Source organism: Actinomadura madurae (assembly GCF_047130825.1).
Taxonomy (GTDB): Bacteria; Actinomycetota; Actinomycetes; order Streptosporangiales; family Streptosporangiaceae; genus Spirillospora; species Spirillospora madurae.
In genome coordinates this window covers 5,294,573-5,309,821 of sequence record NZ_CP083237.1, presented here as the reverse complement: position 1 = coordinate 5,309,821, position 15,249 = coordinate 5,294,573, and the positions used below count along the sequence as shown (strand labels likewise).

General features: G+C 66.9%; 14 protein-coding genes. 11 read left to right on the top strand and 3 right to left on the bottom strand.

Annotation, left to right across the window (positions count from 1 at the left end; genetic code table 11):
• Positions 1-27: 27 nt before the first annotated feature.
• Both K8Z49_RS23965 and hisD read right to left on the bottom strand, forming a co-directional pair.
• Complete coding sequence (locus K8Z49_RS23965) at positions 28-522, bottom strand: acyl-CoA thioesterase (RefSeq protein WP_412515252.1); 495 nt, start codon at positions 520-522, stop codon at positions 28-30.
• Positions 519-1,844: a histidinol dehydrogenase gene (gene hisD / locus K8Z49_RS23960; protein ID WP_412515251.1), complete on the bottom strand. Its 1,326-nt coding sequence runs from the start codon at positions 1,842-1,844 to the stop codon at positions 519-521. Before hisD ends, K8Z49_RS23965 begins: the two co-directional genes overlap by 4 nt.
• Before the next feature lie 68 nt (positions 1,845-1,912).
• On the opposite strand from hisD, the gene K8Z49_RS23955 reads away from it, so the two are divergent.
• From K8Z49_RS23955 to K8Z49_RS23935, 5 genes are all read left to right on the top strand, one after another.
• Positions 1,913-2,944, top strand: a complete 1,032-nt coding sequence (locus K8Z49_RS23955; protein ID WP_412515250.1) for a LacI family DNA-binding transcriptional regulator — start codon at positions 1,913-1,915, stop codon at positions 2,942-2,944.
• A 413-nt stretch (positions 2,945-3,357) separates the two neighbouring features.
• Positions 3,358-4,365 (top strand): sugar ABC transporter substrate-binding protein, encoded by a 1,008-nt coding sequence (locus K8Z49_RS23950; protein WP_412515249.1) that lies wholly within the window; start codon positions 3,358-3,360, stop codon positions 4,363-4,365.
• Positions 4,366-4,487: 122 nt separating this feature from the next.
• Entirely contained in the window at positions 4,488-5,957 is a 1,470-nt protein-coding gene (locus K8Z49_RS23945) for a sugar ABC transporter ATP-binding protein (RefSeq protein WP_412515248.1), read from the top strand.
• Positions 5,950-6,933 (top strand): ABC transporter permease, encoded by a 984-nt coding sequence (locus K8Z49_RS23940; RefSeq protein WP_412515247.1) that lies wholly within the window; start codon positions 5,950-5,952, stop codon positions 6,931-6,933. Before K8Z49_RS23945 ends, K8Z49_RS23940 begins: the two co-directional genes overlap by 8 nt.
• Complete coding sequence (locus K8Z49_RS23935; RefSeq protein ID WP_412515246.1) at positions 6,930-7,940, top strand: ABC transporter permease; 1,011 nt, start codon at positions 6,930-6,932, stop codon at positions 7,938-7,940. The genes K8Z49_RS23940 and K8Z49_RS23935 overlap by 4 nt, the downstream gene beginning before the upstream one ends.
• Before the next feature lie 49 nt (positions 7,941-7,989).
• On the opposite strand, the gene K8Z49_RS23930 is transcribed toward K8Z49_RS23935, so the two are convergent.
• Positions 7,990-8,277: a Dabb family protein gene (locus tag K8Z49_RS23930; protein ID WP_250358279.1), complete on the bottom strand. Its 288-nt coding sequence runs from the start codon at positions 8,275-8,277 to the stop codon at positions 7,990-7,992.
• A 231-nt stretch (positions 8,278-8,508) separates the two neighbouring features.
• On the opposite strand from K8Z49_RS23930, the gene K8Z49_RS23925 reads away from it, so the two are divergent.
• From K8Z49_RS23925 to K8Z49_RS23900, 6 genes are all read left to right on the top strand, one after another.
• Positions 8,509-9,258 (top strand): SDR family NAD(P)-dependent oxidoreductase, encoded by a 750-nt coding sequence (locus tag K8Z49_RS23925; protein WP_250358278.1) that lies wholly within the window; start codon positions 8,509-8,511, stop codon positions 9,256-9,258.
• Positions 9,259-9,543: 285 nt separating this feature from the next.
• Positions 9,544-10,776 carry an acetyl-CoA acetyltransferase gene (locus K8Z49_RS23920; protein WP_412515245.1) on the top strand — a complete coding sequence of 411 codons (1,233 nt, stop codon included), beginning with the start codon at positions 9,544-9,546 and terminating at the stop codon, positions 10,774-10,776.
• Positions 10,773-11,456 (top strand): carboxymuconolactone decarboxylase family protein, encoded by a 684-nt coding sequence (locus K8Z49_RS23915; protein WP_412515244.1) that lies wholly within the window; start codon positions 10,773-10,775, stop codon positions 11,454-11,456. Before K8Z49_RS23920 ends, K8Z49_RS23915 begins: the two co-directional genes overlap by 4 nt.
• Positions 11,457-11,777: 321 nt before the next feature.
• On the top strand, positions 11,778-12,755 hold the full coding sequence (locus K8Z49_RS23910) for an LLM class flavin-dependent oxidoreductase (protein WP_250358275.1): 978 nt from the start codon (positions 11,778-11,780) through the stop codon (positions 12,753-12,755).
• A gap of 45 nt (positions 12,756-12,800) precedes the next feature.
• Positions 12,801-13,574 carry an enoyl-CoA hydratase-related protein gene (locus K8Z49_RS23905; protein ID WP_412515243.1) on the top strand — a complete coding sequence of 258 codons (774 nt, stop codon included), beginning with the start codon at positions 12,801-12,803 and terminating at the stop codon, positions 13,572-13,574.
• A gap of 71 nt (positions 13,575-13,645) precedes the next feature.
• On the top strand, positions 13,646-15,247 hold the full coding sequence (locus tag K8Z49_RS23900; RefSeq protein ID WP_412515242.1) for an AMP-binding protein: 1,602 nt from the start codon (positions 13,646-13,648) through the stop codon (positions 15,245-15,247).
• The last annotated feature ends 2 nt before the right edge of the window (positions 15,248-15,249 follow it).

Sequence of the window (15,249 nt, the reverse complement as noted above, 5' to 3'; positions counted from 1 at the left end):
ACTCCCTAGATCGACGGAGGTCCCTGATCACCCAAGGTGTGGCGGGCGCACGTCACGAGGCTCTCGCAGCGCGTCGAGCGCTCTCCGGACTTCCGCGGGAATGCCGGTGGGCCGCCGCGTGACGTGATCGACGTACACGTGCACGAACCTCGCCAGCGCGACGGGCCCCTCGTCGTCGGTGAAGAACCCGACCTCGTACCGGACACTTGAGTGACCCGTTCCCTCCAACCGGATCCCGAGCTCCGGCGTGGCGGGGAAGTGGATTTCGCGAAGGTATCGGCAACCGGTCTCCGCGACGACGGCGAACCCGGAGAGCTCCGAGCGGATGTCCACGCCGACGGCTTCACCGAGCCACCCATTGATCGCGGTGTCCATCAGCAGGTAGTGAACCGCGTTGTTCACGTGGCCGTACGTGTCCACGTCGGCCCAGCGCAGCGGCGTCGTGCGAAGGACCGGGTAGTCACTCCTGCGTCGTTCGCGCATCTGCCCGGTGGTCGCGGCCGCGTCGGGCAAGCCCATCATCGACCTCCGGAGATGTCCGAGGGCGCCCAGGGAAGCGGCGCCGACGCGTACTTCCACGCCCGCACGTCGCCTGACCGGGCGTGTCCCTCGAAGAGCTCGACGCGGGCCGCGCGGCCACAGAGCTCACCGAGCCTCGCGCTGGCCGCTCCGTCCGTCACCTCCTGGTAGGTGACCGTCTTGAGGTACTTACCGACCCACAGTCCGCCGGTGTAGCGGGCGCCGCCGCGCGTGGGAAGGGTGTGGTTGGTCCCGATGACCTTGTCACCGTAGGAGACGCAGGTGCCTTCCCCCAGGAAGAGGGCGCCGAAGTTGCGCATCCGCCGCAGAGCCTGCCGCGGCTCGCGGGTGAGAATCTGCACGTGCTCGCTCGCATACTGGTCCGCCACCCGGTACGCCTCGTCGAGGTCGTCGGTGACGACGACCTCGCCGTGGTCTCGCCAGGCGGGGCCCGCGAAGTCGGCCGTGGGCATATCGACCAGGATCTTGTCCACGAGGGCGATGACCTGCTCCCCCAGCTCGCGGGATGTCGTGACGAGGACCGCCGGCGAGTCGGGGCCGTGTTCGGCCTGGCTCAGCAGGTCCACCGCGACCACGAAGGGGTCGGCGGCGTCGTCCGCGACCACCAGGGTCTCCGTTGGTCCCGCGATGAGGTCGATGCCGACCTCGCCGAACAGCTGGCGCTTGGCCTCGGCCACATAGGCGTTGCCGGGACCGGCCAGCATGTCGACCTTGCCGATCGTCTCCGTACCGACGGCCATTGCCGCGATCGCCTGCGTTCCGCCGAGAAGGAGGATCTCGTCGGCTCCGGCGAGATGCATCGCGGCCACCGTGGTGGCCGGGACCTCTCCGCGGATGGGTGGGGTGCACGCCGTGACGTGCTCGACACCGGCGACCTTCGCGGTGACCACCGTCATGTGCGCCGACGCCACAAGCGGATACCTTCCGCCCGGAACGTAGGCTCCGACCCGGCCCACCGCGATGTTCTTCTGTCCGAGAAGGACGCCGGGCTCCGTCTCCTCCTCGAATTCCCGCAGCGAGTCCTTCTGGTGCCGCGCGAAAGCGCGCACCCGCGACTGCACCGCCCGAATGTCCTCGATGACCTGGGCATCCACGCCGGCCACGATCTCTTCGATCTCCTGCGCTGACAGCCGGAAGTCGTCCGGTGACCAGGCGTCGAACCGTGCGGAGTACTCGCGGACCGCCGCGTCGCCGCGTGTTCGGACGTCGGCGATGACGTCGCGGACCACGCCGGCCACTGAGTCGGATGAGGAGGGGCGGCCGTCGGCGATCGAGCCGGCCGCGTGTTTGAGGTAGGTGGGCATGTGCGGTCTCCCTCCGCTGTTGACCGCACACTCTGTATTGTATACGTATACATGTCAAAGGACGTGGTATGACAAAGACCGTGACAGGGCACGATGTCGCCCGGCTCGCCGGTGTCTCGCAGGCGACCGTGTCGCGCGCGCTGAGGAATCTCCCCGGCACCTCTCCGCGAACCCGGGCCGCCGTTCTCGCTGCCGCCGATGCTCTGAACTACCTTCCGAGTGACAGCGGACGCGCTCTTTCCACCCGGCGGACCCGCCGCGTCGCCGTTGTGGTGGCGGAGTTGACGAATCCGTACTACCCGGAACTTGTCGAGCCCCTGAGGCAGGCGTTGCTCGCCCACGACCTCCGCACGGTGCTGGTGAGCGACCGTCCCGAACGCTCGGACCATGGAGCGCTCGTGGATCAGCTGGCCGACGGGTCCTATGACAGCGTCATCCTGACGACGACCACGCGCGACTCCACATTGCCTCGCGACCTGACCGAGCGGGAGGTGCCGCACGTTCTCGTCAACCGCGTCCTGGACCACCCCGAGTCACCCGGCTGCACGTTCGACAACGTTGACGGCTCGGCTCAGGTCGCGCGGCTTCTCGCCGGTCTCGGCCATCGCGCGATCGGCGCCATCCTCGGTCCGGTCGATACCTCGACAGGACGGGACCGGGCGTCCGGGCTGCAGGATGCGCTGCGAACGCTCGGGAGGCCGTTGACGCGACGCTTCACCCGTCGCGTGTCCGCCTTCGAACACGACACGGCGTTCCGTTCGGCACACGAGTTGCTTTCCATGAACCCTCGCCCGACGGCCATCGTCTGCGCGAACGATGTCGTCGCCTTGGGTGCGCTCTCGGCGGCCCGGGAGCTGAACCTGGCCGTCCCGTCGGAGGTCACCGTCGTGGGTTTCGACGACATCGCCATGGCCGCGTGGCCTCTGGTCGATCTCACGACAGTGCGCTGTGACCTCCACGTTCTCGCTTCGCGAAGCGTCGAGCTGATCACTGGGCGCCTCTCGGGCGCGTCGCGCGAAGACGCCCTCGTGCGCGTGCCGGTCGAGCTGATCGAACGTGGCACGCACGCGCCTCCACCAAGGGATGCGTGGGACCAGTAGGTTCGCACCCCCGTCGAGAAGCGAGGACGGCGCCGCCGCGGTCGTGGTCACGTCCGGCCCCGGGAGGAAGCGGCTTTCACGCCGCTCGCGCGGGTCACCGGCGGGGGCCGGCGGTTCGCCCGAGGCCATCTGCTCGGCCAGGAATCAGCGTTAGCGTCCCATGACATTGAGGTCAGTTTTCCTTGGAAAATAAGCTCTCAGCACGATCATTCCTAATGAGTGACTGTTGACAACGTCGATGTGACCTGGCTTACTAGCGCCGGAGCCCGACGGTGGGACGGAACTCACAGACCCGACACGAGCGGGGAGTGACCGGCCGATGTCCGGTGACGTGAACCGTCCGGCTCGGGGAGGGAAACGGCTACGGCTTCGGCCCCGTCGCGGAGGCGCGACAGCTCAAAGGAGATCCCGGCATGGACGGCAACCGACACACGGGTTTCAAGCGAATGATGGGGATGGCGGCTGCGATGGCCCTCACCGCGAGCCTCGCGGCGTGCGGTGGCGAAGGCAGCGGATCGGCCAGGTCGGTCGGGGTCCAGTTCTGCACCGAGAGCAACGCGTGGTGCGCGGCGTGGCTCAAGGCCTTCAACGCGGAGATGAGCGCCGCGGGTGTCAAGACCACGGTGCTCACGTCGGCGTTCAACCAGGCGGAGGACAACCAGCACATCGGGCAGCTCGTGGCCAAGAAGCCGGACGTGCTCGTTATGGGCGCGGCCGACGGGAACGCCGCGATTCCCGCGATCGAGCGCGCGGCCGGCGCCGGGGTGAAGCTCGTGAACGTCGTCGGTCCCCTGCCCGCCGTGGTCCAGAAGTCCTTGACGGCCAACGTCCGCAGCGACAATCCCGCGCTCGGAAGGTTCGCCGCGCAGAATCTGGTCGCGGGCCTGAAGGAGGCGGGATACGCCGACGGCAACGTCGTCGTCCTGTCGGGAACCCAATCGTCGCCGACCGTCCAGGAAACCCTGGACGGGTTCAAGAAAGAGCTGGCGAACTCTCCCGAATACAAGATCGTGTCCATCCAGGACGCGCAATGGGATCCGCAGAAGTCTCAGCAGATGGCTTCGCAGTTGCTTGCCGAGTACAACGCCAAGGACGGGGTCCAGGGCATCTACGCCTACGCCGACTACATGGCGGCGGGTGCGATTCGTGCCGTCAAGCAGACGGGCAAGCCGCTCGGCGCGTCGGCGAAGGACGGCGTCATCGTCGTCGCCTCCAACTGCTCGCCGGAGGGGCCCGCCCTGCTGCGTGCCGGCGAACTGTACGGCTCGGCCACGTCGGCTCCCTCGGTCGAGGCGAAGGCCGCGGCGAAGGTGGTCATGGCGATCCTGAACGGGCAGCCGTTCGAGAAGAACACCTTCGTCAAGGAGGAGAAGATCACTCGGTCCAACGTCGCCGAATTCGCCGGCGTGTGCGAGTACTGAGGGCCGGTGACATGCATCAGCCTGGTGTTGCGACGGAGTCGTATCAGCCGCCATCGAACGGTCGGCTGCTGGTCGCGTCGGATCTCAGCAAGTCCTACGGGGCGGTCCGAGCACTTCGAGGCGTGTCACTCAGCGTCGCGGCCGGCGAAGTCGTCGGCATCTGCGGCCAGAACGGAGCGGGAAAGAGCACGTTCGTCAAGATCCTGACCGGCCTCATCCGACCTGACTCGGGTTCCCTGGAGTTCGGGGGTGTTTCGCGACGCTTCAAGAGCACACTCGACAGTCAGATCGCCGGAATCGCGATCGTCGACCAGGAGCTGGCGTTGGTACCCCAGCTGACTGTCGAGGAGAACATGTTCCTGGGGCACCGCGACACCCGTTTCGTCGGGGGCGGGCCGCGCCGTCGAGCGCGGTGCCGCGAGATCCTGCGGGAGCTCGGTCTCGAGCGCGTCTCCCCGCGTGATCGTGTCGGGGGCCTGCGCATCGGGGAGCGACAACTCGTCGAGATCGGCAGACTGATCGCCCGAGATGCCCAGCTGCTGATCCTCGACGAGCCGACCGCCACGCTGAGTGACGTCGAGATCGAGCACGTGTTCCGCGCGGTGCGGAGCCTGGTCCGCAAGGGCCGCGGTGTCCTCTACGTCTCGCATCGGCTGGGCGAGGTCCTCGATCTCTGCGATCGGGTCGTGGTCTTCGGTGACGGACGGCTCCGGGGCGATCATTCCGTTGCCGACCTCGACCGCGAGAAGCTCGTCCGGCTGATCGTCGGCGAGGCGGGGACGGTGCGCACACCCGCGGCGTCCCCATCCGAAGGAGAGTCAGCGCCCGAACGAGTGTCAGCGCCGGCCACGACGTCACTGGTCATCGAGGGATTGGCGATCCCCGGCCGGTTGCGGCCGTTCGACCTCGACGTGCCGGGCGGCACGATCGTGGCACTCGCCGGACAGGTCGGTTCCGGTGCCGGCGAGGTGCTTCGCGCCCTGGCCGGTCTTACCCCCGAAGCGCGGGGAACGGTGCGGGTCGGTGGAGTGTCGCCACTCGGTTCCCCACGCCGAGCGCGACGAGCCGGTGTCCGGTTCGTGACCGAGGACCGCCGTGGCGAGGGGCTGTTCCTCGCCGATACGGTGCACCACAATCTCACCGCGGCACGTCTGACCGAGATCGCCCGGCTGGGCGTACTCATCCGGCGCCGCACCCTCGCGGTCGCCCGTGCGATGTCGCGATCGGTCGGCGTCAGCGACGACAAGCTCCAGGTGGCCGCGGGTGATCTGAGCGGCGGCAACCAGCAGAAGGTCCTCATCGGCCGCATGCTCGAACCACGTCCGGACGTCCTGCTGTTCGACGAGCCCACGCGGGGTGTCGACGTCGCGGGACGGGCGGAGATCCACCAAGTGATCAAGCGGGCGGCGGCGGCCGGCAGTGTCGTGCTCGTCGCCTCGACCGAACTCGACGAGATCTTCGATCTGGGATCGAAGATCATTGCCATGGCGTCGGGACGGGTGGTCATGGCGGCGCGCACCGTTGACGTGAGTCCCGGTGCCGTGCTCCATGCGATGACCAGGTCACTCGCTCCGGAGGCGAGCGATGACTGATCAGGTCGGCGCGGCTCCCGCCGACGCGGTGCCGAGGTCGGGCTCCGCCGGGAAACCCTCGGCTCGTGGCCTGATCGCGGTGCTGGCGGTCGCCGGACTGCTCGCGATCGCGTCGGTGACGACGGACGGTTTCGCGACCTGGGCGAACGCCAAGGCGATCGTCGCCTCGGTCGCGGTCATCGGGCCCGTCGCGGTAGCGGCCACGCTCATCATGCTGAGCGGCAGCCTGTTCTCGCTGTCGCTCGGTGTCACCGCGGCGATCTCAGGAATGCTGTTCCTGTCGTTGCTCGAACACGGTGTACTCACCGGCATCGTCGTGACCTTGGTGGTCGGAGCGCTGGTTCTCGCGGTACAGGGGTGGGCGATCGGTGCGTGGGGAGCCAACCCCGTGATCATCACGATCGGCGCCGGTTCGGTTCAGGCCGCCGTGGCCGTCAAACTGTCCAATGGCAACAACGTCCTGGCGCCCGCCGGCTTCGCCGGGCTGGACTTCTTGAGCCGAAACATTCTGGGACTCCCCATGGGCGTCTACCTGTTCGCGGTCGTGGCGGCCATTGTCCATGCGCTGCTCAGCCGCACCTCACTGGGACGAGGGATCTACCTCGTAGGGCAGAACCGGCAGGCCGCCCACGTCGCCGGCCTGCCGGTGACGACCATCTTCGCCGCCACGTTCGCCATTGCCGGGGTGTGCGTCGCACTGGCGGGGCTGGTGCAGGCGGCCTCGATCACCAGCGCCAACCTGGCAGGCCAGGGCACCCTGACATTCGACGCCACCGCCGCGGCCGTGGTGGGGGGCAACGCCGTGGCGGGCGGACGAGGCTCCGTGCCGCGGACGCTGGCGGGGGTAATGATCATCGCGATCGTGAGCGATCTCCTCCTGATCCGCGGCTATTCCACTGGCATGCAACTCGCGCTCAAAGGTCTGCTGGTCGTGACGTTCGTATTCATGTCCGAGAAGTCGAGGGTGGTCCGATGAGAAAGGACGGCAGTGCCATCAGCGTGTGGTCGGTCGCCGGTCCCGCCACAAGAATTGCGGCGCCCTATTGGCTGATGTCGTCGTTCCTTATCGCTCTGGTCGTTTCTCCGGCCTTCGGCGGGACGGAACTCTCGACCGTGAACTTCTTCAACATCGGTCAGACGTTCGCGGGCTACGGCCCGCTGGCGCTCGCGCTCGGCCTGCTGATCGTCGCGAGTGAGTTCGACTTGTCGCTGCCCGCCGTCTACGGGCTCGGCGCCATGATCGCAGTCCAGACCGGTGCGGGGAACCCATGGTTCGGACTCGCTCTGGCCGTGGCGTGCGCGACCGCGGTAGGTCTGGTCAACGGGTTCCTGGTCGCGGCGGCGAAGCTGAGCTCGGTACCCGTGACGCTCGGAACGTTCATCGCGGTCAGCGGACTGGTGCTCATGTTGAGCGACGGGAAAAGCGTCCCCTACGACAACTACACCTTGGGCCTGCGACTCGATGAGCCCATCGCCGGGCTCGTGTCGATCAGAAGCCTCGTCGCCATGGGTTCGTTCGTCGCGGTAGGGCTTCTCATCCGCGGAACGCGGTGGGGGCGTGACCTGAAGGCCACGGGCGGCGATCGCCGCGCCGCCGAGGTCGCCGGAGTCCGGACACGGCGGATCCTGCTCGAGTGCTTCGGGCTGAGCGCCGCGCTGGCCGGGCTGTCAGGAGCGCTCCTCGGGTACGGCCTCTCGAGCGCGAACCCGGCTTATGGCGGCTTCTCCAGCCTGATCTTCGCCGCGACCGCGCTGCTGCTGGGCGGAGTACGGCTTGCCGGTGGCGAGGGGAGCGCGACCGGAGTTGCGGCGGGTGTCATCTCGATGGCCCTGCTGCAAGAGCTGTTGGTGGTGACCGAGGCCGAGTCGTATGTCCAGGACCTGCTGACCGGTGGCCTGCTCGTACTCATCGGGATCGCGGTGAGCCCGCACGTCTGGCGGCGGGCGCGAGCCCGCGGCTGGACGAATCCGGCGACCCGGTGAAAGGCGGCACCCTCGGCGGAGGTCTTCTCGGCCGCCTCAGCCCGTGGGGCTATTCCTCGAGTAGGAACTGGACACTCTCATAAGATTCCACGGCATCCCGGGGCACGGCCCGGTGCGCTGGGTGATCGAGGAAGCTGTAGAAGTCATCGGCACTCTCGAATTCATTGACCAGTCCGTAGTGGGCGTTCGACGGCCGCTCGCCTAGATCACGCCCGTGCCGCGTACGGACAGGAAGGTCGATCTGGTCCGGCAATGCCGCGAGCGCCGCGTGGAAAGCGTCGATCTGCTGGGGAGTCGCCGACTCCTTGAACCTGACCGTAAGGCAGTGGATCAGCATGCGCCTGACCTCCTTGTCGCTTCATCAAGGTCTTGGGACATCAAGCGCTTCATCGCCCGCTCCTTCCATTGTGTGCGACGCGCTCAACGATACTTCCCAGGGAAACAAGTCTCTGGCTACTAAGCCGATAAGCGCCAGGTTGCCTTGTGAAGATGCCAGTTAAACACTACGTTGTCAATGAGCACTAACGGAAACATTGCGGCAGCCCTGCCGCTTCGGGAGGTAGGAATCATGAGCCAGCTATCCGGCAGGATCGCCATCATCACCGGTGCCTCGATGGGCATGGGTGAGGCCCACGCGCGTTTGTTCGTCGAACGCGGCGCCAAGGTCGTCCTGGCCGACATCGTTGTCGACCTGGGTGAGGCGCTGGCCGACGAGCTCGGCGAGAACGCGCTTTTCGTACGCCTCGATGTGGTCAACGAGCAGGATTGGGCTCACGCCCTCGACGCCGCGAACCGGCGATTCGGCGTGCCCAACGTGCTGGTCGGCAACGCCGGCCTGGCCGGGCCCAACACGCGTACCGCCGACCTCACGGCCAAGGAGTACCAGCGGACCGTCGACGTCGACATGCGCGGGATCTTCCTCGGTATGAAGGCCGTGCTCCCCGGCATGGTCGAGCAGGGCGGTGGTTCGATCGTCAACATCTCCTCGATCGCCGGGTTCGCCCACCAGCCCCAGAGTCCCAACATCGCCTACACCGGGTCGAAGTTCGCCGTGCGTGGCATGACGAAGTCCGTCGCGTCCGAGTACGGCGGGTACGGCGTCCGGGTGAACTCGGTCCACCCGGGTGCGATCCTGACGCCGATGCTCCAGGAGGCGTTCTCGGCCGAGGTCCAGGCAAGGGTCGTGGCGGACATCCCGATCGGCCGCATGGCGGCTCCGCGCGAGGTTTCCGAGGTCGTCGCGTTCCTCGCCTCGGATGCCGCGTCCTACATCACCGGCACGGAGCTCGTGGTCGACGGCGGGATGCTCTGCCAGTAGCCCCTGTCCGCCGGACTCCCATCATGTGTTAGTGACTAATGACATAAGTGCGTTGGCTGCGGGTTCCGTGGGCGACCCTCTTTGCGGCAGATGCCAGCTCAAGAGGTAGTTGTGCCTGCTGGCCTCATGGTTGTCGAGCGGCTGTCGATCGGACTGGCGATCGAACGCACTGGTTGACAAGCGATGGTGCTCTACATCAAAGTTAGCGTAGATAGACTAAGGGTGGGGCGAGGCACGCGCTCGGCCGGTCCCCCGCCGTCCTCACCATCCGCAAAGGAGCTTCACGTGTCCGATCGGCGAGTTCTCGTCCTCGGCGGCCACCAGACCGACTTCCAGATCAAGTGGCCGGCCGACGACCTGTTCGGAATGCTCAAGGCATCGCTTCTCGGTGCCCTGCGGGACGCGGATGTCGCGACCGGGGCTGTCGACTCGATCCACATCGCCAACTTCGGGGCGGAGATCTTCTCCGGTCAGTCGCTTCTCGGAGGCATGGCGGTCTCGACGCACCCGGACTTCGCCGGCCTGCCCACCGCGCGCCACGAATCGGCATGTGCCTCGGGCAGTGTGGCCATCCTGCAGGCGATGGCCGAGATCGAAGCCGGTCGCAGCGACGTCGTCGTGGTCGTCGGCGTGGAGATCCTCAGGAATGTCCCGGGCCCCGAAGCGGCCGAGCGCATGCGCGCCGGCACCTGGCAGGGAAGGGAGGCCGTCGACGAGCCCCTGCCGTTCACACGGCTCTTCGGAAGGATCGCGGACGAGTACAACCGGCGCTACGGACTCGACCATGCCCATCTCGGTCGAATCGCCGAGAAGAATCTGACCAACGCCCGGAGGAATCCGAATGCGCAGACGCGCGCCTGGGATCTCGACAGGTTGAGTTTCGGCGAGGACGACGAGACGAACCCCATCGTCACGGGATTGCTGCGCAAGCAGGACTGCGGGCGCATCACGGACGGTGGGGCCGCGGTCGTGCTGGCATCGGAGTCATTCGTCGAACGTCACCTCGCCCAGCGCTCGATCTCGATGGCCGATGTCGCCGTCATCAGCGGGTGGGGACACGCGACAGCGCCCCTCCTCCTTGAGGACAAGTTCCGCCTGAGCCAGGACGACCCGTTCGTCTTTCCGTTCGTCAGGTCGGCGATCACGAGCGCCTACGGCCGAGCGGGTATCGACGGCCCGCGCGACCTGGACGTCATCGAGACCCACGACTGCTTCTCCATCACGGAGTACCTGGCGCTCGACCACTTTGGGATCACGGCGCCCGGCGAGTCATGGGTCGCCGTCGAGAAGGGCGAGATCGACTTCGACGGGCCGCTGCCGGTCAATCCGAGCGGCGGGCTGATCGGACTGGGCCATCCGGTCGGAGCGACGGGCGTGCGGATGCTGCTCGACTCCACCCGGCAGGTGACAGGGAGCGCCGGCGACTACCAGGTCGAGGGAGCGGCGCGCGCGGCGACGTTGAATCTCGGCGGGTCGACGACATCGGCGGTTTCCTTCGTCGTGGAGCGCGCTGGATGACTCATCCGGAGTTCACGCCGGTCGCGCCCGACCGGTGGAGCCGCAAGACCCGATCGTTGATCGTCGACGGCCGGGATCGGTCGCGTTACGACAATCCGCTGTTCCTCATCCTGGCCCACCACGAACCGCTGCTGCGCGCCTGGTACCGGTTCACCGGACGGCTGGTGACACGAACGAGCCTGACAGACCGCGAGCGAGAGATGCTGACGCTTCGCATCTCGTGGCGGACGGGCACTCCACTGCAGTGGGGCGAGCACGTGGAGGCCGGCCTACGCGCAGGTCTTTCGCGGGAGGAGATCGCGTCCTTGGCGGGGGAGGAGATATCCGCTGGGTGGAGCCGGCGGGAACGGATGCTCATCGAGGCGGCCGATCAGCTGTGGGGCGCCGGACGGATCGGCGGAGATCTGCTCGCGAGGCTGGCGGATCACTTCACCGCGAAGGAGATGCTGGAGGTCATGTTCATCGCCGGCAACGCCGCCATGATCGCGGCGGTCATCAACACGCTGGGCATCGCCGGCGGCTTCGAGGGACTTCGCAACCTCACCGCGCTGCCTCCCAGCGGTCCGGTCGCAGCGGGGCGCATCGAACCGATCGGAGCGGCCCTGGACCCCTCCGGCTCGGACCCCTCCGGCTCGGACCCCTCCGGCTCCCGATCCGGCCGCACGACTCCGACGACGTGAGCCGCTCACGCGATGCCGGGATCACATTATTGCTCATGTACTAAGAGAGACCCCGCTCTGTGGCCATCGCGTCTGACTGCCGTGACATACGAGCCTCGTAGTGGTGGTACTCCGTAAACCAAGGGCGGGGAAGCCTCCATGTGCAACTGGACCATCGAGTACGGTTCTAGAAAAAAAGTTATTGACGATTGACATTGGCCGACGAGCTGGCTTAACTGGTGACGTCCGACACACATCGCAGGGAAACCGCGTGATCCCCGGCGCATCCCCTCACACGCGGATCGGGTCCGCGGGGTCCACCCCGACCGAGGAGACAAGACCATGAAGCTGGCATGTTCCTTCGCCACGTCGCTCGAGACGCCAAAGCACATGCGAATCGCCGAGCAGCTCGGATACGAGAGGGCGGTCTGCTACGACTCGCCCGCCCTCTACCCGGACGTCTGGGTCCAGCTGTGCCGCGCCGCGGACATCACCGAGCGGATCGAGCTGGGGCCTGGCGTCCTGATCCCGAGCCTGCGGCACCCCATGGTCACGGCATCAGCCATCTCCACCCTCGTGTCCGCGGCGGGCCCGGAGCGCGTGATCGTGGGGGTGGGCGCCGGTTTCACCGGGCAGCTCGCGATGGGGCAGCCGCCGGTGCCGTGGGCCCAGGTTCGACGCTACGTGCTGGCCGTCCAAGCGCTCCTACGCGGCGAGCGGGTGGAGTGGGACGGCGGGATCGCCCAGATGATCCACCCGGATGGGCGGTTCGCTCCGGCCCTGCCCATCACCGTTCCGTGGGCGATCGCCGCGGAAGGGCCCAAGGGCCTCCAGGTGGCGCGTGACCTGGGCGCGGAGCTGTTCCGGACCTCCTATCCCGACCCTTCGTTCAGCCGGCAGGCGATGCTGAGAACGGGGACGGTGCTGGACGAGGGGGAGGACCCGGGGTCGGAGCGGGTCGTCGACGCGGCCGGACATGCCGCCGCACTCCTCCTGCACTGGGCGCTGGAGCACGGGCAGATCGATGAGCTTCTCCCCGATGGCGGTAGGGAGTGGGCCGCGGCGTACGACCACATTCCGGAGAACGTCCGCCATCTCGCCGTCCACGACGGCCACCTCGTCGGGGTCAACGAGATCGACAAGCCGTTCGTCACGGGCGATCTGATGACCGCCTCGGGGCTGGCGGCCAGCCCGAAGCAGTGGCAGGAGAAATTCGCGGAATACGAAGCCGACGGGTGCACCACGGTGTCCTTCCAGCCCGCCGGCCGCGACATCACGCGTGAGCTGGAGGCGTTCGCGGCGGCGTTCCATGGACGGTGATGCCTTGATCATCGTCACCGGCGCACCGACACGAGGACGAGAGTGATGAGAGAGCTGAAGTTCATCGAGTGGGAGCAGGACGGCGCGGTCGCCACGGTCTGGCTGAACAGGCCCCCGGTCAACGCGACCGATGGAGAGACCTACACCGAGATCAAAGAGTTCTTCGACAACGTCCTCGTGTACGTGCCGGATGCTCGCGCGGTAGTGCTCGCGGCCAGGGGCAAGCACTTCTGCGCGGGCAACGATCTGTCCGAGTTCCAGACCATGGATCCGGCCAACGCGGCAGCGTCGCTGAAGAGGGCACGTGAAGCGTTCTGGGCGATCTACGACTGCCCGCTGCCGATCATCGCGGCCGTCCAGGGCGTCGCGGTCGGTTCGGGCCTGGCCATCGCGGCGTCGTGCGATGTCGTCATCGCGGCTGAGGGGGCGCGGTTCGCGACTCCCGAGGTCGACGTCGGAGTGCTGGGCGGCGCGAAGCACCTTTCGCGGTTGGTGCCACAGGGTGTGGTGCGCCTCATGTACTACACCGGCGACCAGTACCCGGCAGAGAAGCTGCAGCCTTTCGGCGGAATCGCGGAGGTCGTCCCACAGGCGCAGCTGTTGCGGACCGCGCGGGCGCTGGCTCGATCGATGGCCCGGCACAGCCCGGTGACGCTTCGGCTCGCCAAGCGCAGCCTCAACGCCATCGAGTACATGGACCTGAAGGCGGGTTACGAGTACGAGCAGGAGCGGACTCGTGAACTGTCGGGCTATGAGGACTCCAAGGAGGCGGTCAACGCACGCGTCGAAGGCCGTCCGCCGGTATACACAGGGCGCTGATCGGTGACGACGACTCGACTCCGCGGGAGCACGCTCCGCAACCTTGCAGTGACAGGACCGAGGAGACAGCAATGAAGCCGACAACGAGGCTCGACACGGACCTCATCCGCCAGTACACCGCATCGGGGCTCTGGCAAGGGAACCTGATCGACGACTACCTGGCCGGCTCCGCGGCCGCCGCGCCGGAGAGGATCGCGGTCGTGGATCGGGGCCGTTCCTGGTCCAACGGTGACCTGAACCGCAGCGTGGATCGCCTGGCGTCCGCGTTGAGCGCTCGTGGCGTGGTCGCCGGTGACGTCGTGTCGTGGATGCTTCCGAACTGGGTCGAGGCCGTCATCGTCCATCACGCCGCACTGCGGATCGGGGCGATCAGCAACCCGATCATTCCCATCTATCGCCACAGCGAGACGGCCTTCATCCTGCGCCAGGCCGGTTCGAAGATCGTTGTTGTCCCGCGCAGGTTCCGGAACTTCGACTATCCGGGCATGATCGACGACATCCGGGCCGACGTTCCCGAGTTGCAGACCGTCGTCGTCGCCGGTGCCGCGCCCGGCGATTCCTGTCTCCGATTCGAGGAACTGATTGAGGAGGGTCGGGCCGATCCCTTCGAGGCCCCTGGCCGCGACGGTAACGACATCGCGTTGCTGCTCTACACCTCCGGCACGACCTCAGCGCCCAAAGGCGCCTTGCACAGTCACAACACGCTCAACTTCGAGAACCGCAGCATCATCGACTTCTACGGCCTGTCAGAATCCGACGTCATCTTCATGCCCTCCCCGGTCGGCCACATCACGGGTCTGCTCTACGGGGTGCAGTTGCCGTTCATGCTCGGCACCACCGTCGTCATGCTCGACATCTGGGAGCCCGGAAAGGCGTTGGAGCTCATCAGCGAACACAAGTGCAGCTTCGTGGTTGCCGCCACTCCGTTCCTCCATGGAATTCTCCATCACCCGTCGCTGCCCGAGTCGGACATCGCTTCGCTCAGGGTCTTCGCATGTGGAGGCGCTGACGTGCCCCCGGAACTCATCAAGGCGGCGACGGCGACCTTGGATTGCATGGTCAGCCGAGGCTACGGGTCCACCGAATTCCCTACGGTCACCGGCGCCAACGAAGCGGATTCCCTCGACAAGCGCGCCCGGACGGACGGGAGAACCTACGGCCTGTCCGACGCCCGTGTGGAACCTGACGGAGAGCTCTTGGTACGCGGGCCGGAGATGTTCCTCGGCTATCTCGACCACTCGTTGAACATCGACGCCTTCACCGCCGACGGCTGGTTTCGCACCGGCGACCTCGCACGCATCGACGCGCACGGATACGTCGAGATCACCGGCCGGCGGAAGGACATCATCATCCGCGGCGGGGAGAACATCAGCGCCAAGGAAATCGAGGATCATCTGTTCGAGCATCCGAAGATCGCGGAGATCGCCGTCGTCGCCTCGCCGGATCCCGTGCTCGTTGAGCGTATCTGCGCGGTGGTCGTCCCCGAACCGGGAGAGGACGTCGGCCTGCCTGAGATCGTCGACTGGCTCATGGCCCGAAAGATAGCGCGTCAGAAGCTCCCCGAACGCCTGATCCTGCTCGATGATCTTCCACGCAACGCCAGCGGCAAGGTGCAGAAGTTCCAACTCCGCGAGCTGGCGCGCGCCGAGAGCGCCCCGAGCCGAGTCCGGTAAGA